An 18430-nucleotide genomic window follows, 5' to 3' on the forward strand; every position below is an offset into this window, starting at 1 on the left:
CGGCACTGGAGCTATCAGCGCATCGGCGAACGCGGGCCGAGCGCCACTGTCGCCCGTCGCCCGGATCGTTCCCATGGCGGTGGCGAGGATCGGCGACGGCGGAAGATCGCGTCCGGGTCGCCGGACGGCCATCAGATGCGGAGCTGGTGGGCGCTCGACGCGCGGCCGGTCAGGTGCGCGCGAAGCCGTGGGCGCAGAAGTCCCACACCTCGTCGGCGGTCAGCGGGTTGACCGCCGGATCGGTTGAGGCCGGGCTGGATTGAGCGTTGAACATGACCGTCTGCATGATCATCGCCGCCACCCGCCTGGGGTTTGGGCCGACGCGCAACCGACCGGCCTCGGCCGCCTGTTCGGTCAGCTCGGAGAGCAGCGTCAACAGCGGGGTGTGGGCGACCTTGACCTCGGCGGGATGGGTCAGCAGCAGGCTGGGAGCGAAATCGGTGAACAGCGGCCGTTTGGCGGTCGGGTCTGGGCGCGAGGACTCGAACAGCAACTCCACCGCGATCTTGAGGCGTTCCAACGGGTCGGGGTAGTTGGCCGTCGCGGCGCGGATCTGTTCCGCCGCGCGACTCAGGGCATCCTCGAACAGGGCCAGCAGCAGCTCGTGCTTGCCGTCGAACTGCAGGTAGAAGCTGCGCAGCGACTGGCGAGAGCGGTCGACGACCTCCTGGACGGTGAAGTCGGTGCTGCCCTTTTCGATGATGATCGATTGTGCGGCATCCAGAAAGCGCTGAACGCGTTGCGCCGCACGTATTTTCGCGGTTTTGATGGAGCGTTCGACCGCGCGCTGCTTCCAGGCGGGTTCTTCGCTCGGGCTGGTCACCGGCACTCCGGGCAGGTGTGCGGTAGGCGAGGCACAGCGCAACTGTACTGGACGGTAACGTCTCGGGACCGCGCGACACCGGCAACGGGACGACCATTCAGAGATCGCAACTTCTCCATTCGAGAATGATATTCTCATCGTTGCGTCTATGGAAGCGGACTCGCAAGATCCGAGCCGGTCCGGATCGGGAGACCCCGGGACGCCTGAGCCCAGGAGTGTCGGTGCAACTCGCCTTTGATTCCGACGTCGAGAGTTTCCGGGCCGAGTTCTCGGCGTTCCTCGACGAGCATCTTCCCACCGAGGCCGAGGCGCTGGAGCGGTCACGGTCGTGTTCCCACATCCCGGACTGGGCGCGGAGCTGGCAGCGCCTGCTGTTCGACAACGGCTGGCTGCTGCCCGGGAATCCTCCTGAATTCGGCGGCCGCAACGCCACAATCCTGCAGCAGTACGTGCACTCCGAGGAGCTGTCCCGCCGGCGGATCTACCCCAGCTTCAACCCGCAAGGGGTCGGCATCATCGCGGCGTCGCTGCTGTCGTTCGGCACCGACGAGCAGAAACGTCGGTGGGCCGTCCCGATCCTGCGCGCGGAGATCACCGCCTCGTTGGGCATGAGTGAGCCCGGAGCCGGTTCGGATCTGGCCGGATTGCAGACCCGCGCGGTGCTGACCGGCGACCACTTCGTGGTCAACGGACAGAAGGTGTGGACCTCGGGCGCCCACGATGCGGACGTGCTGTTGACCTTCGTGCGGACCGACCCGGATGCGCGTAAGCACAAGGGCATCAGCGTGTTGCTGATCCCGACCGACACGGCCGGAGTGGTGCGGCGGCCCTTCGCGTCGGCATGCGGTCACGACGATGTCGATTTCAACGAGGTGTTCTTCACCGACGTGGTGGTTCCCGCCGAGAACCTGGTGGGTCCGCTCAACGGCGGCTGGGGGGTGGCAAACGGCTCGCTCGGTCATGAACGCACCCTGCTGTGGATGAGCTTCGCCGACCGACTGCGCGATCTGATCCACGACTTCCGGCCGGTCGGAGCGCTGAACCGCGACCGCTTCGCCACCTTGTTGATGGACAACCAGGCGCTGCAACTGCTCGGGTCGGTGGCGCTGGCCCAAGCGGCCCGCGGCGAACAGGACGTCCCCGCGCTCTCGGTGCTCAAGCTGCTCGGCTCCGAAGCGGTGCAGACCGCGACCGAGCACGCCCTGGATAGCGCGGGCGCGGCCGGCCTTATCCACCCGGGCAGCTCGGGGACCTATATGCCGATGAACGGGGACTACGCGTCTGCGAGCTGGTTCGATCGCTACCTGCGCAGCTTTGCGGGGACCATCGCCGGCGGCACGTCGGAGATCCAGCGCAACATCATCGCGCAACGGGTGCTGGGGCTGCCGCGCTAGACGGCGCTACCGCACGCGAGGGGGCGCCGCAACGCGTGTCCTTCTCGGGTAGTTCCCACTCGGCGACGGCTAAAGGTCGAGCAGCCGCGGGGCGAAACCCTTCTCCCGCGCCGCAGCTCCGGCCTCCCGGGTGAGTTCGCGTGCGCTGCCGAGCATTCCGTCCAGCAGCAGCGCCCGCTTGACGTGTCGGTGCAGATCGTGTTCGGCGGTGAAACCGATGCCGCCGAGCACCTGCTGGCAGTGCCGTGCGGCGGTCAGAGCGGCGCGGCCGGCGGCAGCCTTGGCCAGCAGCGAGCCGAGATCATCGGGGTTCTCGGCGGCGGCCACCAGGGTCGCCTCCGCACCTTCGACCGCGACCAGGGTCTCGGCCAGCTTGTGGCGGATCGCCTGGAACGAGGCGATGGGCTTACCGAACTGCACCCGGTCCCGTGCGTGTTGGCGGGCCAGCGCCAGCATCGCCCGGCCGGCGCCGGTAAGCCACCAGCCCAGCGCCCGCCGTCCGGCCGCCAGTGGAACCGGTTCCCCGGAGGCGACGCGCTGGATCGGCAGATCGTCATCGATCACCGCGCTCGGCTGGTCGGCACGCTGCCAGAGGACCCAGGAACCGCCCGCGAAGGGCAGTGGCACCGCGTCGGCGCCGGGCCGCCCCGACTCCCATAGCACCACATCGTTGAGCACCGACGCGTGCGACCCGGTCTCGCCGAGCGAGCCGAACACCAAACGGATTGCCGTCTCCGGCATTTCGTCGAGCATGTCCAGCCAGCCCAACTCAGACAGCGTAGCGTCGAGCTGGCTGCCCGATGCCGCCGCCATCGAGGTCCGCAGGGCATTCTGGAGCAGTTGTAGGGACTCGGTGTCCATGGTGACGCCCATGCTCATTCCTTACCCAGGTCCAAAAGTCTGCGCGCGATGATGTTGCGCTGGATCTCGGAGGTGCCGCCGTAGATGGTCGCCGCGCGGGAGTAGAGAAACTCGGTGCGCCAGGGTGACTCGTCGAGCTCTATGGTTCCCGGCAGCAGGTCGCGCACCGTATCGAAGAGCTTCTGCTCGGCAGTGGCCAGCAGCACCTTGTCGATCGAGGTGTCCGGACCCAGCCGGGTGCCGCCGGCCAACCGGTGCTGGGTGGCGCGGGACCGGCAGCGCAGCGTGTGCAGGGCGAGATAGGCCTCGCCCAGCTCGGCGTCATCGACCTCGGTCGTCTCGGCGATGAGTCGGTCCAGACGTGAGTACAGGTACGCGATGCGCTGCCAGAAGCAGGTGGAGCGCTCGAACGGCAGCAGGTCCATGGCCAGCCGCCAGCCGTCTCCGGGCTGGCCGAGCATCCGGTCGGCGGGGACCACCACGTCGTCGAAGTAGACCTCGCAGAACTCGTCCACTCCGTGCATCGTCCGCAGTGGGCGCACGGTGATGCCGGGGGCGTCCATATCGACGAAGAACGCGGTGATGCCGTCATGTCCCGGGGCAGTACGGGTCAGCAGGACGCAGCGCGTCGAATACTGGGCGAAGCTGGTCCAGACCTTCTGGCCGTTGACGATCCAGGTGTCGCCATCGGGCGTGGCACGCGTGGACAACGACGCAAGGTCACTACCGGAGCCCGGCTCGGAGAAGCCCTGGCACCACTGTTCGCGCCCGGACAGCAACCGCGGCACCATTTCCGCGGCGAGTTCGGGCGGCGCGTAGTCGATCATGGTCGGCGCCAGCACTTCCAGCATCGAGTACGGGCCGGGTTCGGCCAGCCCGCGGCCGACGACCTCTTCCCCGACGACCGCGCGCAGCATTGCCGGACCACCCAGTCCGCCGGCCTCGACCGGCCAGCCGTAACGCATCCAGTCGGCCTCATACAGCGCGGCGGAAACCCGCGCGAACTGCTTGACGTGACCTTCCAGGGAGTGATCCGGGCCGGGGGTCAGGTCGTGGGTGTCGAGCCAGGCGCGCAGATCCGCCTGGAATTCCGCGACATTCATCAGGCCGACGGGCGCCCCACGGCGTGCGGACGGCCCGAATCATGTACGCCGCTGCGCCGGATGAACGTCATCGCCCGAGTCCGCAGCCGCCAGCCGTCCGCGGTGCGCACATAGGTGTCGTTGTAGTAACCGATCCGCATGTCGTGGCTGGCGTGGTCGATGAAGCACAACGGCTGGGTGCCGGTCGCGGTGTCACCGTCCAGCTCGATCGCCGGGGTGCCGGTCATGAACAAGCCCTTCGGGGCGGCGTCCACCAACACCGGAAACCGGTCCAGCGAATAGGTTTCGCCGAACGCACTGTAGGTGCCGTCCGGGGTGAACACCGCCACCAACCCGTCGATGTCGCCCTGGGTGATCGTCACCGCGTAGCGGGCCAGCGTCTGCTGGATCTCGACGAGGTCGTCAGTTCTTGTTGACATACACCTGACCGCCTTTCATGACGAACTGTACGTTGCGGGTAACGGTGATGTCGGACAACGGATCCCCCGGCACCCCGATGATGTCTGCGAGTAGGCCCTCGGCCAGCCGGCCCCGATCGGCCGCGTTGATCAGCTCGGCTGCGGTCACCGTTGCCGCCTTGAGCACGGCGGCAGGCGGCATGCCCCAGTCGACCAGGGTGACCAGCTCGTCGGCGTTGCGGCCGTGCGGGATCGCGGGTGCGTCGGTGCCGACGGCGATCTTCACTCCCGCCTCGTAGGCGGCTTTGAGCGAGGTGCGGGCCTTGGGGAACATCTCGGCGGCCTTGGCCTGTAGTTCGGGCGGGGCCTTGGACACGTCCATCGCCTCGGCCAGTCGCCGGGTGGTGACCAGGAAACGGTCGTGCTCGACGAGCATCGCGATCGCCTCGTCGTCCATCAGGAACCCGTGCTCTATGCAGTCGATCCCGCACGCCACCGCGTGTTTGACGGCCTCGGCGCCGTGGGTGTGCGCGGCCACGCGCAGCCCGCGCCGGTGTGCCTCGTCGACGATGACGCGTAGCTCTTCATCCGAATAGTGTTGGGCGCCCGCTTCCCCGGTCAACGACATGACGCCGCCCGAACAGCACACCTTGATCAGCTGTGCGCCGTGCTTGATCTGGTAGCGGACCGCTTTGCGGATCTCGTCGACCCCGTTGGCGATGCCCTCCTCGAGCGTCAGTTCCAGCACGCCCGGCATGAATCCCGCGAACATGGTCGGATCCAGGTGCCCGCCGGTGGGTGTGATCGCATGCCCGGCCGGCACCACCCGCGGGCCCTCGATCCAGCCGGCGTCGATCGCCTTGCCCAGTGCGACGTCGAGCAGATAGCCGCCGGTTTTCACGAACAGCCCGAGGTTTCGCACGGTGGTGAAGCCGGCCCGCAGTGTGCGCCGCGCGTTGCCCACCGCACGCAGCACCCGGGTGGGCGGGTCATCCTGAACCTGCGAGAGGCCGGGGTTCTCACCCCGGCCGCCCATCAGCAGGTTGACCTCCATGTCCATCAGCCCGGGCAGCAGGATCAGGTCGCCGAGATCCAGCACCTCGTCGTCGGCCGCGACCGGGCCGCCGACGCCGACGATCTTCTCGCCGTCGACCCGGATGACACCGGGCCGGATGATCTCCCCGGAGTCGACGTCGAGCAGCCCGGCGGCCTTGAGCGTCAACACTCTTAGACGACCGGTTCCTTGATGCAGTCGATCCAGGCCGCACCGCTGTCGGGCACCCGCGGTTGCTTCCATGCCTCGATCGGGAAGGAGACCATCACCAGCGACTGCATGATGTGCATCAGCGAGCGGGCCTCCTCGGGCAGGTCTTGCAGGTCGAACTTGTCGAGGTGGGTGATCGCGTCGTCGAGGCGGGGGATTGCGGCGTCGTAGAACTCCTGCATCTCGGGCATGGTGGAGGCCAGCCGTTTGGCATAGCGCTCCGGTTCGGTGGCCAGGGCCCAGCCGGCGAAAGGCTGCAGGTCGGCGAAGTCAGCAGGTAGCGCCATTGGCGTGCTCCTTGGTCTTGGTCTTGGTCTCGGTCTTGTTCGCAGTCTTGGTCTTCCGGTATTCGTCCACGTAGTCGCGGGCGGACTTGTGCAGGTGGCGCAGCAGGATTTCCTGGTCGCACAGCAAGAAGTCGTCGACGACCCTTGTGCCGATCATCGTCTGGGTGGCCTCCAGTGTGTTGGCGTCCTGCAACGCGTACTCCTTGAAGGTCACCGCGGCCAGTTCCTGGGCCAGCCTTTCCCGTGCATTGCGCGGCGGCACGAAGTAGAGACTGGCTTCGAAGATGTGCTTGTTCACCGCAGTCGGCCAGTACTGGTAGGTCAGATACCAGCCCGGCTCCCAGAGCAAAATCATGAAGTTCGGGAAGAACACGAAGGAGTCGATCCCCCATTTCGGGGCCCGCGACGGGTTCACCCCGGGCGGAAGCGAATCCAGGCCTTCGATGTCGGGCTTGTCCCACGGGCCGAACAACCCACTGCGCAACGCTCGGTCGATCGGCTTCACCATGTTCAGGTCGGCCGGCGGGGACTGCCCACCCCAGGTGGAGATCACCGAGTGCGGCCCGGCGAGCTCGTAGTGCAGCGCCTCGAAGCCGTGCTCCTGAATTTTGGCGGCTTCCTCCTTGGTGTACTGCCCCTGGTGCAGGATCGGCGCGTGGTAAAACTCGGCGAATGCGTCGATGAACAACTTCCAGTTGCTGCCGATCTCAGCCTTGTAGGAGTAGACCTCGGTCATCGCACCGAACGGGTAGCCCTCGATGCCCTTGCCCAGCGATCCGAGGTACTCGTTAAGGGGTCCGGCGTTGTCGTCGAAGTTGACGAAGATGAAGCCTTCCCACACCTCGCAGCGCACCGGAACCAAGCCGTACTGGCTCTTGTCGACGTCGAAGAACTCGCCCTCCTGCTGGATGAAGGTGAGGTCGCCGTCGAGGCTGTAGCGCCAGGCGTGGTACTTGCAGGTGAACTGACGGCAGGTGCCTTCGGTTTCCTCATTCGGAAAGTCGTTCCACACCAGCTTGTTTCCGCGGTGCCGGCAGATGTTGTGGAACGCCCGGACCACCTGGTCCTTGCCTTTGACGATGATCAGCGAGGTGCCCACGCACACCGACGGCAGTTCCCGGGTGAAGTAGCTGCCGACCTTGGGGAGCCGCTCGACGCGCCCGACGTTGAGCCAGGTGCGCTTGAAGATCGCCTCCTGCTCGTCGGCGTAGTGCTCCGGGTCGGTCGAGTCGCTGTAATCGACCGGTTCGGTGCCGAGCTCGGGATAGCTGTGCGTCCAGCTTCCTGCTGCCGGCTTAGGGAAATGTGGCACGGTGTTACCTTCCTGATGCGGGTTCTTCATCGAGTTCAACGCCAAAAGTGTTGAAGGCCATGGCCAACATGCAATAACAGCCGACCGTGAAGACGAGTTCCATCAGTTGGTGCTCGTCCAGATGTTTGGACAGGACCGCCTCGGTGGCGGGGGACAGCCGGGAGGTCTCATCGAGTTCGTCGGCCGCGTTGAGCACCGCCTGGTACAGCTCGTTGCGGCCCGCGCCGTGCTGGAGGTCTTCGATGTCGGAGTCGGTGAGGCCGGCTTCCTTGCCGATCGTGATGTGGTGCACCCACTCGTATTCGCAGCCGCGGCGGTAGGCGCTTCGCAGGATCGCGAGCTCGCGCAGCGGTCCCGGCAGGCTCGAGCGGTACAGCAGCTCGACGTTGAATTTGAGAAACATCCGGGCCAGCTTCGGGTGGTGAACGAGCATGGTCATGGCGCTGCCGGCGTCGCGAGAGTTGCGCCGGTCTGCGGTAAGCACCTGGGCGAGAGCACGCTGGACCGCCTCATCGTCCCACTGGGACTCCGACAGCGCGGTCAGCTGCATCTGCTCCTCCTCGTTTACGAGAATCACATTCTCATATTTGACCAACAGATTTCCATGTTTCCCGCGATTGGTCAATACCGGGACGTCTACGCAGGTAGGACGGCCGGGTCGAAACTTCCGCCGGTGCGGCGGGAGGTGCCCGCCCGTTCCGGGCGGTCGGATCCGCAGAAGGTTGATTCTCCGAAAAAGGGAAGCTAGTTTTCATTGAACACGTCGTTGGGTCGGCCCGCTGGGCCGAACCCGGATCGGAGGATGACCGTGAACAAAGACGACATGATTCTGGTCAGCGTCGATGACCACATTGTTGAGCCGCCGGATATGTTCGCCAACCACCTGCCGCGCAAGTACCTCGACGACGCGCCACGACTGGTACACAATCCCGACGGCTCCGACACCTGGCAGTTCCGCGACGTGGTGATCCCCAATGTCGCACTCAATGCGGTCGCCGGGCGTCCCAAGGAGGAATACGGCCTGGAACCCCAGGGCCTGGACGAGATCCGGCCCGGTTGCTACAACGTCGATGAGCGGGTCAAGGACATGAACGCCGGCGGCGTTCTCGGCTCGATCTGCTTCCCGTCGTTCCCCGGCTTCGCCGGCCGACTGTTCGCCACCGACGACCCGGACTTCTCGGTGGCGCTGGTCCAGGCCTACAACGACTGGCACATCGACGAATGGTGCGGGGCGTATCCCGCGCGCTTCATCCCGATGGCGCTTCCGGTGATCTGGGACGCCGAGAAGTGCGCCGAGGAGGTGCGGCGGGTGTCGAAGAAGGGCGTACACGCCCTGACGTTCAGCGAGAACCCGGCGGCGATGGGGTACCCGAGTTTCCATGACCCCTACTGGAATCCGTTGTGGAAAGCGTTGTGCGACACCAATACCGTGATGAACGTGCACATCGGGTCGTCGGGAAAGCTGGCCATCACCGCGCCCGACGCGCCGATGGACGTGATGATCACCCTGCAGCCGATGAACATCGTCCAGGCGGCAGCGGATCTGCTGTGGTCCAAGCCGGTCAAGGAGTACCCGGACCTGAAGATCGCGTTGAGCGAGGGCGGCACCGGGTGGATCCCGTACTTCCTGGAGAGGGTGGACCGCACCTACGAGATGCACTCGACCTGGACCGGCCAGGACTTCGGCGGCAAGGTCCCGTCCGAAGTGTTCCGGGAGCACTTCCTGACCTGCTTCATCTCCGACCCGGTCGGGGTCAAGCTCCGCCAGGAGATCGGTATCGACAACATCGCCTGGGAGGCCGACTACCCGCACAGCGACTCGATGTGGCCGGGGGCGCCCGAGGAACTGTGGGAGGTGTTGTCCGCCAATCACGCTTCCGATGTCGAGATCAACAAGATGACGCACGAGAACGCCATGCGCTGGTACTCGTTCGATCCGTTCGCCCACATCGCTCGCGACCAGGCCACCGTGGGGGCGCTGCGGAAGGCAGCCGAGGGTCACGACGTTGAGATTCGCGCGCTCAGCCAGCACAAGCACGGTGATCGCCAGGCGAATGCATTGATGGACGCCGCGCGGTCCAACAGCTGAGTCGGGTGTGGGCGGCCTCAACGACGTTGACGGGCACCCACCGGTGTGAAAGTCTGTTGATCTCTAACGAGAATGACATTCTCGGATGTGAGATTGTTGCGTCAGGGTTCTTTGTTCTTTGGAGGAGTGAGCCGGCTCGTGATGGATCCAGACACGATTGACTTCTTTCAGGACTCCACAGTGGTGGCCGACCCATACCCGTATCTGCGCGCCCTGTGGGAGCGTTCGCCGATCACCCGGGAGCCGCACCACAACGTGATGATGGTGACCGGTTGGGATGAGGCGACAGCAGTGGCCGGCAATGCCGAGGTGTTCTCCTCGTGCATCGCGGTGACCGGGCCGTTCCCGGGTTTCCCGGTGCCACTCGACGGCGACCTGGGCGGGGAGACCGTGGCCGGTCTGATCGACCAGCACCGCGACGAACTGCCGTTCAGCGACCAGCTGCCGACACTCGACCCGCCGACCCACACCAACCACCGGGCGCTGCTGATGCGGCTGCTCACCCCAAAGCGCCTCAAAGAGAACGAGGACGCGATGTGGGACCTCGCCGATCAGGTGATCGACGGATTCCTCGCGCCCGGCTCCGGCGAATTCATCAACGGCTTCGCGGCGCCGTTCACCCTGCTGGTCATCGCCGACCTGCTGGGTGTCCCGGACGAGGATCGCGACGAGTTCGTCAAAAAGATGTACCACAACGTGGGCGGCGGAATCGGAAGCACCAAGGCCAAGGCGCTGGCACACAGTCCACTGGAGTTTCTCTACGGCACCTTCGCCGACTACGTCGCCGATCGCCGCAGCGCACCACGCGACGACGTACTCACCGGCATGGCCGAGGCGACGTTCCCGGATGGCTCCATCCCGGATCCGATGGACGTGGCCCGGGTGGCCGCGAACGTGTATTCGGCCGGCCAGGAAACCACGGTGCGCTTGCTCGGCTCCGCGCTGAAGATCATCGGAGACCAGCCCGACGTTCAGCAGCGTCTTCGTGACGACCGCAGCCTGATCCCGAACTTCATCGAAGAGGTGCTGCGTTTCGAGAGTCCGGTCAAGGGCGACTTCCGGCTCTCCCGGGTCGACACCGAGGTCGGCGGGGTCGAGATCCCTGCCGGCACAACGCTGATGGTGCTCAGCGCCGCCGCGAATCGGGATCCGCGCCGTTTCACCGATCCGGACACCTTCGATCTCGCTCGCACCAACGCACGCCAGCACATTACGTTCGGGCGCGGTATCCACAGCTGTCCCGGCTCGCCGCTGGCGCGGGCCGAAACCCGGATCGCGATCGAGCGCCTGCTGGATCGCACGGCCGAGATCAGGATTTCCGAAGAGTTGCACGGTCCGCCCGGCGAACGGCGGTTCGCCTACATTCCGACCTATATCCTGCGTGGTCTGATCGACCTCAATCTGGAGTTCACCCCGGCCGGGGAGGCAGCGCGATGAAGGCGTGGGTCGACCCGGACCGCTGTGCCGGACATGGCATCTGCACCACGATCTGCCCCGAGGTGTTCACCATCAACGACGACGGCTATTCGGAGGTCACCGTCGACGAGGTGCCGCCCCAGTTCGAGAACGCGGTTCGCGACGCCATCAAGCAATGCCCCGAACGTGCCATCGACGATGTCACCGACAATTCAGAGGAGAACTAATGGCCAACGGGCCCAAGGGATACGTGATTCTGACCGAGGCCATCAACGACCCGGAGGGCATGATGGCCTACGGGAAGGCCGCCCAACCGACCATGGCCGCCGGTGGCGCGAAGATCTTGGCCGTGGAGACCCAGGCCGAGGTGCTGGAGGGCGACTGGCACGGTAACCAGACCGTGGTCCTGGAGTTCGAATCGGTGGAAGCCGCTCGGGCCTGGTATCAGTCCGAGGGTTACCAGCAGGCCGCGAAACTGCGGCAGGCCGCAGCCGACTGCAACGCGGTCATCCTCTCGGGGTTCCCGGCGCGCTAAAGCGCATCGCCTAGTCGTCGTCTTCCTCGACGATCGACAGCGCCTGCCGCGGGCACCTGCGGATCGCTTCGAGGACATCACGTTCGGTCTCCGGCGTGATGTCGGGCTTGAGGATGTGCAGGGTGTCGTCGTCATCAAGGTGAAAGACGTCCGGGTTGATCCCCATGCAGATCGCGTTCGCTTCGCAGAGTCCGTAATCGACTACCACTTGCCGTCGTTTGGCCATCGATGCCCCTATCGCAAGACCCGGACCGGAACGTTCTGCCAGCCGGCGACGTTCTGCATGTGAACCCGTTGCAGGCCATCCCAATTCACCTCGTAGCGAGGCATGAAGTCCAACAATTTCTCCAGCGCGATGGTGCTCTCCATCCGGGCCAGCGCCGCTCCGAGGCAGCTGTGGATCCCGTAGCCGAGGCCGAGATGCTGTGCCTCGGCCTGATCCCGGTCGATGTCGAAGGTGTCGGCGTCGGTGAAGGCGTCCGAGTCCCGGTTCGCCGCGGCGTTCAGCAAGAACACCGGCTTGCCCGCCGGAATGGTCCCGCCGCTGACGTGCGCCTCTTTGAGGGTGTAGCGGACGTTGTACTGCACCGGCCCCGCGTAGCGCAGCAGCTCCTCCACGGCAGCCGGAATCTTGCTGCGGTCGTCGAGAAGTTTCTGCCACTGATCCGGGTATCGGGCGAACAGCACCGCGGCGTTGCCGACGAGCTTGGTGACGGTCTCGGCGCCGGCGCCGCCCAATAGTGCCGCGAAACCCGTGATTTCAATATCGTCGAGGCGGCGCGTCTGACCGTCGTCGCCGGGGATCTCGGCAGCGATCAGCCTGCTGAGCATGTCGTCCTGCGGGTTGGTGCGACGCTCCTGTACCAAGCCGTAGTAGTACATGGCGGTGTCTATGTTGGCCTGCATACTTACTTCGCTGATTTCGATCTGCCCGGGCTCGTGGTGCAGCGAGATGTTCATCCAGTGCCGCACCTGTTGCCGGAACTCGTCGGGGACCCCGACCATCCGGGTGATGACCTCCACCGGGAACGGCCCGGAGAAGTCCTGCACCACATCGAACTGATCCGGGTCGGCAGCGGCCAGGAACCGCTCGACCTGCTCGATGACGGTGGCTCGCTGGGCCTGCATCGCGCGCGGAGTGAACGCCTTGTTGAGCAGGCTGCGCATGTGGCGGTGATCCGGCGGATCCATGAAGATGATCGACTTCTGCGGGGGTTCATCCGACCGCACCATCGCCAGGTCGCATCCGCGAGCCGACGAGTAGGTCTCGAAATCTTTGAGCGCCGCCGCCACATCCTGGTGGCGGGAAAGCGCGTAGAAGTCCTCCTGCTCGTCGTGATAGAGCGGAGCTTCTTCGCGCATACGTCGATAGATATCGAACGGATCGTTGTAATACTCTTCCGAGAACGGGTCGAAGACGAGTTTCGGTTTGGTCATTGAATCCTCCTCAGCGGCAGAACGCGGCTGGAAAACGTAGTGACCGGGCATTGGACCGTATATCCAACTGTAAGACATACGGGTTGATACCGGAAGGATATTGGAAAAGTCCCCGGATCATCGTGGATGATCCATCAGCGACAGCGCTGCGTCGGCGGCGTCGAGAACCGCACCCGGGGTCGCCGCTGCCTGCTGCGCCAAGTCGGCCACCAGTCGCACATCCTTCTGCAACAGTGCCCCGGCCATTCCGGCCAGACGATCCAGGGTGCCACCGGATCCCCGGATACTGTTGAGTGCAAAGCTGTTCGAACTGCCACGGCACACCACCTCGGCGAGTCGCGCCGTCGACACCCCGAGTTGCTCGCCCAGCGCCAGGGCGGCCGCGGCGGTACCCAGATTGGCGGTGAACAACAGGTTGTTGAGCAACTTGGTCACCTGTCCCGATCCGACCCCGCCGAGATGCACCACCGGGTCGGCGTAGGTGTCGAACACCGGGCGGCACCGCTCGACCACCTCCTCGTCACCGCCGACCATCACCAGCAGCGTTCCGGCCTCGGCCGCCGGCCCACCGCCGCTGACCGGAGCGTCGATCACCGAAACACCCTGATCGGCGCAGTGTTCGGCCAGGGCGCGGCAGGTGTCGGGGTGCACCGTGCTGTGAATGGCGATGATGCCGCCGGACTGCAATCCGGCCAGCACGCCGTTCTCGCCACGGACCACTTCGTCGACGTCGGCATCGCCGACCACGCACAGGCAGACCAGGTCGCTCGCCCGGCCCAGGTCGGCGGGGGAGTCGGCCAGCTTGGCCGCGGTGTCGGCGAAGGGTTCGAGACTGTCGGGCCGTCGGGCCCACAGCGTCGTGGGATGGCCCCCCTCGACGATGCGTCGCGCCATCGGCGCGCCCTGGCTGCCCAATCCGATGAAACCCACCCGCATCAGCTGACCTCCGAATCCCGTTCGGCGGCAGCAACGGCCGCGCAATGTCCGACGAATGACAACACCGACTTGTGGTAGCCCGCCGCGCTGAAGCCGACGCTGAGATTGTGTCCGGCCTCGGATACCTCGTTGCTGGTGAAGCTCGGCGTGGCGGTGAAGAGGGCGCGGATGTCGCGCTGCGCGGCCGGGCCGGACTCCCAGATCTTCTCGTGTTCGGCGAAGGTGAAGCGCACCGGAACCCGGACCCGGCCGGCCAGGGACGGGAAGTCGCTGCGCGGCCAACCGGCCACCATGGCCGCCTCGTAGGGCGACCCCGGTGATGCGTTGAGGATCCCGCGCAGGATCGCGTCCGGGTACAACGACGCAGGCTCCCAGAGCAGTTCGCGCAGACCGACCGGCCTCCGACCCGGCCCCGCCGTGCTCAGGGCGTGCTGTGCGGCGGCCTGGTAGCGCAGCCCCGTGCCGGACAGTTCGAGCCCGAGCAACTCGGCGCCCCGCTCATCGGCTGCCATCCGCAGCGCCAGTTCACAACCGTTGGAGTGGCCCAGTATGAACAGGCCGGCGCCTCGTGGCCGGTCGCCGAGGATCGCCTCGACGGCCAGGTAGGCCAGCCTGACACGCTGCTCGGGATCGGTCATCGCCTCCGGATACAGTGCCGAACTGCCGTAGCCTGGCCGGTCCAGGCCGATCACGGTGTAGCCCAGCGCGGCACCGGTTCTCAGTAGGGACAGGTCGGGCTGGCCCGGGCAGTCGAAATACACCGACGTGGTCCCGCCGCCGTGCAGGGCGACGACGACGGCGCGCGGATCGGGGGCCTCGGCCAGCAGGGCCGACATCAGTACCCCGTCGGCATTGACCATCCGCTCGCGAACGGGGGCGGTCATGTGTCCGCCCGCAGCAAGATGACCCCGCTGGGCGTCAGCCCGCCACTGCTGGCCACGGCAACCCGGGCACCGGCGACCTGCCGTTCACCCGCCTCGCCGCGCAACTGGGTGACGGCTTCGTGGATCAGCCCCATTCCGTGGGTGCGGCCGTGGGAGAGCTGACCGCCGTGGGTGTTCAGCGGAAGCACCCCGTCGCGGGCGATGTTGGTGCCACCGTCCAGGAAGCTCTTGGACTCGCCGATACCGCAGAAACCCAGCGCCTCGATCCAGGACAGGCAGTTGAAGCTGAACCCGTCGTAGAGCTCCGCCACGTCGACATCGGCCGGGCGCAGCGAGGTCCGCGACCACAGGTGGGCGGCCTGGCCCAGGACCTGTGGCTCGTGGGTCAGGGTGCTCTGGTCCCAGTCGATCCGCTCGAGGATCTGGGTGCCGACGGCCTCGACGAGCACCGGCGGCTTGGCCAGGTCACGGGCGGCGTCAACCGCGGACACGATCACCGCGACCGCGCCGTCGCACGGGACATCGCAGTCATAGAGCCCGAACGGTGTGGTGATCATCCGCGCCGAAAGGTAGTCGTCCATCGTCATCGGGTCGCGGTAGATCGCCGTCGGGTTGAGGGCGGCATTGGCCCGCTGATTCAACGCGATCCAGCCCAACGTCTCGCGGCTGGTGCCGTAGCGGTGGAAGTGGCGCTGGGCGTTCTGCGCCAGTGTGTGCGCCGCCGAGGTCGCTCCGAACGGTATCTGCCAGCTGGCTGTGCGCCTGCCGCCCAGCGGGGTGGCCTTGCCGTGCTTCATCAGTTCGTTGTAGGTGGCCTCCCACAGGGTCCGGAAGCACAGCACGTGGCGGGCCAATCCGGTGGCCACCGCCAGCATGGCGGCAATCACCGACCCGCCCGGCCCGAATGTCTCCATGCCGCCGTTGTGCCAGGTGGGCCGGATACCCAGTGCCGCTTCGAGCGCGGTGACCCCGCCCTCGCCGAACGGGCCCGGCAGCCCGCCACCCGGATAGGTTGACAGGCCGTCGATGTCGTCGAGGGTCAGCCCGGCGTCGGCGACCGCCGCCTCGCAGGCCGCCACCGTCAGCGACAGCGGGTCCACCATCTGCCGGCGTCCGAGCGTCGACATGCCGATTCCGGTGAGCGCCACCTTGTCTTCGAATTTCTCGGCGCTCACCATGGGGCGCACGTGCTGGGCGTAGTCCTCGGGTGCGATCTCGTCGTCGGGGAGCGGTTTGGTCGCGGAGCCTTCCGAGTCTTCTGGGCCGACCGGGACCGGGCGGAACAGCGGCAGCCACACGTCCTCGACGTTCTCGAAGACGACCTCCACCTGCCGACCGAGCTCGAGCTGGTCCGATTCGCAATCAATGATGTTGGTGGTCAGCCGAACTCGCGGATCCTCGTTGATCGCCACCTGCGCAACGACGTAGGGGGCCGGCATGCCGGGCAGGCTGAACCGGTGGTTGACGGTGAATCCGGCCAGGGTGGCCCGCCCGGAGACGTCACGCACACCCATGTTCGTGCCCCGGCAGTACCGGCACACCGGCTGGGGCGGATGGATCAGCGCCGCGCAGTCCCGGCATTCCTGCAGCCGTAGCACGCCGTCGGCGCCGGCGGTCCAGAAGAATTCGTTCTCGGGCGTGACCGCAGGCAGCGGCCGGCCGGGTGCGCTCATAGGTCGTCGTCCTCCTCGGTGAGCTCGATGATGGCGTGCACGGGGCAGTCCAGCAGGGCACGCATGACGTCATGCTCGTCTGCCTCGTCCACCGTGCCGTCACCGGTCAGGGACGCGTACCCCCAGTCGTCAAGGGAGAAGTATTTCGGTGCGTGTTTGGCGCAGAAGCCGAACCCGTCGCACTTCGTGTGATCCAGGCGGATTCTCATGCCGTCACCTCCTCGACCGCGTAGGGACGTTCGGCTCGGTAGGCGCCGTCGCGGCAGGCAACACAGGCGCCGGCCAGGTGGTCGGCCACCAATTCCGGAAACCGAATCAGCAGGCTCGCCGCCACATTGGTGGCACCGTCCAGCGTGCCGCAGGCTCCTCGGCCGGGCAGCACGCCGGCCCACCGTTGCAGCCGCTCAACGTCGTCCGCGGTCGCGACCCCGTCCCGCAGCGCCTCGGCCACCGCCGCCATCGCCACCGTGCCGTTGAAACACGACCCGCACTGGCCGGCGTTCTCCCGGCCGAAATAGGACAACACCGAGGCCGCCACCGCTACCGGGCAGTCATCGGTGAGCACGGTCATCGCCCCGCAGCCCAGACCGCTGCCGCCGGCGCGCAGCGTCTCGTGATCCAGGGTGGCGTCCAGCACCTCGCGGTTCAGCAGGCCGGCGAAATAGCCGCCCATCAACATCCCGCGCACCTGATCGAACGGGATCCCGTGCAACTCCAGTACTTCGCCGACCGCGACGCCGTGTGGCAGCTCGTAGAGCACCGGCGGCCGGCTGCCGCCACTGACCGTCGCCAGGAAGGTTCCCGGTGATGACGCGGTCCCCGCCGAGCGGAAGGCCGCCGCGCCGTGCTGTTGCAGATACGGAAGATTCGCCAGCGTCTCGACATTGGAGACCAGCGTCGGGCGCTGTGCAACCCCCTGTTGGTAGGGGCGCGGTGGCTTGTCGGTCGGTTTGGCCGGACCGCCGTTGATCGCCCGCACCGCTGCGGTCTCCTCGCCGGCCACGTAGCCCGCATCGACGGTGAACACGCTGATCGATGGCCCGCCAAGGGTTTCGGCGCCGATCTCGGCCAGCGCGTTCTCCACGCTGCTGGCGGCCGCCGGATCGGAGACATAGACGTAGGCACGGGTGGCCGCGACGGTCGCCGCGGCCAGTCGCAGTCCGTCGAGCACCAGGTGCGGGCGATTGCGCAGCAGCCAGCGGTCCTTGATCGACGCCGGCTCACCCTCCTCGCCGTTGGCGACGACGACGGCTTCCCGGCCGTGGCGAGCGGTGGCGGCGCGCACCGACCGCAGTTTGACCGCCAGCGGGAACGCGGCACCACCGCGCCCGCACAGCCCGCTGCGTTCCACCTCGTCGAGGAACACGTCGGGGTCGGGCAGTGCCCGATAGCCGCCGCCGGCGACGTAGCCCGCACCGTCCTCGACGCCCTCGCGCAGCAGGCGCGGCGCGCAGCCCGGCCAGCCGGCGACGGTGATGGCTGCGATGCCGGCCGTCGGTGTGCTGCTGGTCGTCATTGCCACCTCGTGTGGTTAGGCTCGCGAACGTGAGAACAGCGGTGGTGCGCGTCGACGTCGACCCGGCCGGGCAGCTGACCCCCGCACAGCTGACGACCGGCATGGCGGCGCTGCGTGAGCTGGTAGCGCAATCCGGCGTCGGACTGGTCGAGACCGATGTTGCGTCCATGCCGGTGGGCAGGCGCCAGGTACGGCTGCTGATCACCGGCGCCGACGCGGACATCATCGACATCGGGATGCGCTTGTGCGCCAGTGCGTTCGGCACGACGCCCACCGCCGGGGTGGTGACCTACGTGAGCAGGGGCACCGACGACGACGTGCACGGGGTGCTGGCCGGGCTGGGGCTGACCGGCCAGATCGCCCGGAAACAGGGATCGGATGGTCTGGACGTCGTCCACGTGACCCTGGCCGAACCGGACCTGGCGCGGGTCGGCGAGAGCCGCATCCACACGGCGCTGGAGGCCTCGCTGAACTGCGAAGTGCATATCCACACCTGCTGACT

The 18430-nt window shown here is 66.6% G+C and carries 20 protein-coding genes and 1 pseudogene; 6 read left to right on the plus strand and 15 right to left on the minus strand.

Annotated features, from left to right (window positions below; translation table 11 throughout):
- Positions 1-169: 169 nt before the first annotated feature.
- A complete protein-coding gene (locus ACZYY4_RS01260; RefSeq protein WP_463807601.1) occupies positions 170-823 on the minus strand; it encodes a TetR/AcrR family transcriptional regulator in 654 nt (217 codons plus the stop codon).
- 221 nt (positions 824-1044) lie between these two features.
- Here ACZYY4_RS01260 and ACZYY4_RS01265 point away from each other — a divergent pair, with 221 nt between their 5' ends.
- Positions 1045-2217 (plus strand): acyl-CoA dehydrogenase family protein, encoded by a 1173-nt coding sequence (locus ACZYY4_RS01265; RefSeq protein WP_463807602.1) that lies wholly within the window; start codon positions 1045-1047, stop codon positions 2215-2217.
- 69 nt (positions 2218-2286) lie between these two features.
- On the opposite strand, the gene ACZYY4_RS01270 is transcribed toward ACZYY4_RS01265, so the two are convergent.
- Genes ACZYY4_RS01270 through ACZYY4_RS01300 form a run of 7 tightly spaced genes read right to left on the minus strand, consistent with a single transcriptional unit; the run spans position 2287 to position 7992 of the window.
- Positions 2287-3090 (minus strand): acyl-CoA dehydrogenase family protein, encoded by an 804-nt coding sequence (locus ACZYY4_RS01270; RefSeq protein WP_463807603.1) that lies wholly within the window; start codon positions 3088-3090, stop codon positions 2287-2289.
- 2 nt (positions 3091-3092) lie between these two features.
- On the minus strand, positions 3093-4181 hold the full coding sequence (locus ACZYY4_RS01275) for an acyl-CoA dehydrogenase family protein (protein WP_463807604.1): 1089 nt from the start codon (positions 4179-4181) through the stop codon (positions 3093-3095).
- Positions 4181-4600, minus strand: coding sequence for a nuclear transport factor 2 family protein (locus ACZYY4_RS01280; protein WP_463807605.1), 420 nt, complete (start codon positions 4598-4600; stop codon positions 4181-4183). Before ACZYY4_RS01280 ends, ACZYY4_RS01275 begins: the two co-directional genes overlap by 1 nt.
- A complete protein-coding gene (locus ACZYY4_RS01285) occupies positions 4584-5804 on the minus strand; it encodes a metal-dependent hydrolase family protein (protein WP_463807606.1) in 1221 nt (406 codons plus the stop codon). Before ACZYY4_RS01285 ends, ACZYY4_RS01280 begins: the two co-directional genes overlap by 17 nt.
- A gap of 2 nt (positions 5805-5806) precedes the next feature.
- Entirely contained in the window at positions 5807-6130 is a 324-nt protein-coding gene (locus tag ACZYY4_RS01290; protein WP_463807607.1) for a hypothetical protein, read from the minus strand.
- Positions 6114-7442, minus strand: coding sequence for an aromatic ring-hydroxylating oxygenase subunit alpha (locus tag ACZYY4_RS01295; RefSeq protein ID WP_463807608.1), 1329 nt, complete (start codon positions 7440-7442; stop codon positions 6114-6116). Before ACZYY4_RS01295 ends, ACZYY4_RS01290 begins: the two co-directional genes overlap by 17 nt.
- A gap of 4 nt (positions 7443-7446) precedes the next feature.
- Positions 7447-7992: a carboxymuconolactone decarboxylase family protein gene (locus tag ACZYY4_RS01300; RefSeq protein ID WP_463807609.1), complete on the minus strand. Its 546-nt coding sequence runs from the start codon at positions 7990-7992 to the stop codon at positions 7447-7449.
- 258 nt (positions 7993-8250) lie between these two features.
- On the opposite strand from ACZYY4_RS01300, the gene ACZYY4_RS01305 reads away from it, so the two are divergent.
- The 4 genes from ACZYY4_RS01305 (at position 8251) to ACZYY4_RS01320 (ending at position 11482) form a co-directional block, all read left to right on the plus strand.
- A complete protein-coding gene (locus ACZYY4_RS01305) occupies positions 8251-9531 on the plus strand; it encodes an amidohydrolase family protein (protein WP_463807948.1) in 1281 nt (426 codons plus the stop codon).
- Between the two features lie 141 nt (positions 9532-9672).
- Positions 9673-10968 (plus strand): cytochrome P450, encoded by a 1296-nt coding sequence (locus tag ACZYY4_RS01310; protein ID WP_463807949.1) that lies wholly within the window; start codon positions 9673-9675, stop codon positions 10966-10968.
- Positions 10965-11174 carry a ferredoxin gene (locus ACZYY4_RS01315; protein WP_463807610.1) on the plus strand — a complete coding sequence of 70 codons (210 nt, stop codon included), beginning with the start codon at positions 10965-10967 and terminating at the stop codon, positions 11172-11174. The genes ACZYY4_RS01310 and ACZYY4_RS01315 overlap by 4 nt, the downstream gene beginning before the upstream one ends.
- The gene (locus ACZYY4_RS01320) at positions 11174-11482 is read left to right on the plus strand and encodes a DUF1330 domain-containing protein (protein WP_463807612.1); all 309 of its coding nucleotides are present in this window, start codon (positions 11174-11176) and stop codon (positions 11480-11482) included. The genes ACZYY4_RS01315 and ACZYY4_RS01320 overlap by 1 nt, the downstream gene beginning before the upstream one ends.
- 10 nt (positions 11483-11492) lie before the next feature.
- On the opposite strand, the gene ACZYY4_RS01325 is transcribed toward ACZYY4_RS01320, so the two are convergent.
- The 7 genes and pseudogenes from ACZYY4_RS01325 to ACZYY4_RS01355 form a co-directional block, all read right to left on the minus strand.
- Positions 11493-11708 carry a ferredoxin gene (locus ACZYY4_RS01325; protein WP_463807613.1) on the minus strand — a complete coding sequence of 72 codons (216 nt, stop codon included), beginning with the start codon at positions 11706-11708 and terminating at the stop codon, positions 11493-11495.
- 8 nt (positions 11709-11716) lie between these two features.
- Positions 11717-12919, minus strand: a complete 1203-nt coding sequence (locus ACZYY4_RS01330; RefSeq protein ID WP_463807614.1) for a cytochrome P450 — start codon at positions 12917-12919, stop codon at positions 11717-11719.
- 117 nt (positions 12920-13036) lie between these two features.
- Complete coding sequence (locus tag ACZYY4_RS01335; protein WP_463807616.1) at positions 13037-13855, minus strand: NAD(P)-dependent oxidoreductase; 819 nt, start codon at positions 13853-13855, stop codon at positions 13037-13039.
- Positions 13855-14739, minus strand: a complete 885-nt coding sequence (locus ACZYY4_RS01340) for an alpha/beta hydrolase (RefSeq protein WP_463807617.1) — start codon at positions 14737-14739, stop codon at positions 13855-13857. Before ACZYY4_RS01340 ends, ACZYY4_RS01335 begins: the two co-directional genes overlap by 1 nt.
- Positions 14736-16412: a thiolase C-terminal domain-containing protein gene (locus ACZYY4_RS01345; RefSeq protein ID WP_463807618.1), complete on the minus strand. Its 1677-nt coding sequence runs from the start codon at positions 16410-16412 to the stop codon at positions 14736-14738. The genes ACZYY4_RS01340 and ACZYY4_RS01345 overlap by 4 nt, the downstream gene beginning before the upstream one ends.
- Before the next feature lie 14 nt (positions 16413-16426).
- Positions 16427-16621 (minus strand): annotated as a pseudogene (locus ACZYY4_RS01350) (ferredoxin); the annotation flags it as partial.
- Positions 16618-17928 (minus strand): NADH-ubiquinone oxidoreductase-F iron-sulfur binding region domain-containing protein, encoded by a 1311-nt coding sequence (locus ACZYY4_RS01355; RefSeq protein ID WP_463807619.1) that lies wholly within the window; start codon positions 17926-17928, stop codon positions 16618-16620. The gene ACZYY4_RS01355 and the pseudogene ACZYY4_RS01350, both read right to left, overlap by 4 nt.
- A 29-nt stretch (positions 17929-17957) precedes the next feature.
- Here ACZYY4_RS01355 and ACZYY4_RS01360 point away from each other — a divergent pair, with 29 nt between their 5' ends.
- Positions 17958-18428, plus strand: a complete 471-nt coding sequence (locus ACZYY4_RS01360; RefSeq protein WP_463807620.1) for a hypothetical protein — start codon at positions 17958-17960, stop codon at positions 18426-18428.
- The last annotated feature ends 2 nt before the right edge of the window (positions 18429-18430 follow it).

Source organism: Mycobacterium sp. IDUB_21 (genome assembly GCF_055419425.1).

What these genes read in the sequence shown, in the direction of transcription:
- ACZYY4_RS01270 (WP_463807603.1), bottom strand. Translation starts at nt 3,090, where the DNA reads ATGGGCGTCACCATGGACACCGAGTCCCTACAACTGCTCCAGAATGCC.
- ACZYY4_RS01275 (WP_463807604.1), bottom strand. Translation starts at nt 4,181, where the DNA reads ATGAATGTCGCGGAATTCCAGGCGGATCTGCGCGCCTGGCTCGACACC.
- ACZYY4_RS01280 (WP_463807605.1), bottom strand. Translation starts at nt 4,600, where the DNA reads ATGTCAACAAGAACTGACGACCTCGTCGAGATCCAGCAGACGCTGGCC.
- ACZYY4_RS01290 (WP_463807607.1), bottom strand. Translation starts at nt 6,130, where the DNA reads ATGGCGCTACCTGCTGACTTCGCCGACCTGCAGCCTTTCGCCGGCTGG.
- ACZYY4_RS01300 (WP_463807609.1), bottom strand. Translation starts at nt 7,992, where the DNA reads ATGCAGCTGACCGCGCTGTCGGAGTCCCAGTGGGACGATGAGGCGGTC.
- ACZYY4_RS01310 (WP_463807949.1), top strand. Translation starts at nt 9,673, where the DNA reads ATGGATCCAGACACGATTGACTTCTTTCAGGACTCCACAGTGGTGGCC.
- ACZYY4_RS01315 (WP_463807610.1), top strand. Translation starts at nt 10,965, where the DNA reads ATGAAGGCGTGGGTCGACCCGGACCGCTGTGCCGGACATGGCATCTGC.
- ACZYY4_RS01320 (WP_463807612.1), top strand. Translation starts at nt 11,174, where the DNA reads ATGGCCAACGGGCCCAAGGGATACGTGATTCTGACCGAGGCCATCAAC.
- ACZYY4_RS01325 (WP_463807613.1), bottom strand. Translation starts at nt 11,708, where the DNA reads ATGGCCAAACGACGGCAAGTGGTAGTCGATTACGGACTCTGCGAAGCG.
- ACZYY4_RS01330 (WP_463807614.1), bottom strand. Translation starts at nt 12,919, where the DNA reads ATGACCAAACCGAAACTCGTCTTCGACCCGTTCTCGGAAGAGTATTAC.
- ACZYY4_RS01335 (WP_463807616.1), bottom strand. Translation starts at nt 13,855, where the DNA reads ATGCGGGTGGGTTTCATCGGATTGGGCAGCCAGGGCGCGCCGATGGCG.
- ACZYY4_RS01340 (WP_463807617.1), bottom strand. Translation starts at nt 14,739, where the DNA reads ATGACCGCCCCCGTTCGCGAGCGGATGGTCAATGCCGACGGGGTACTG.
- ACZYY4_RS01345 (WP_463807618.1), bottom strand. Translation starts at nt 16,412, where the DNA reads ATGAGCGCACCCGGCCGGCCGCTGCCTGCGGTCACGCCCGAGAACGAA.
- ACZYY4_RS01355 (WP_463807619.1), bottom strand. Translation starts at nt 17,928, where the DNA reads ATGACGACCAGCAGCACACCGACGGCCGGCATCGCAGCCATCACCGTC.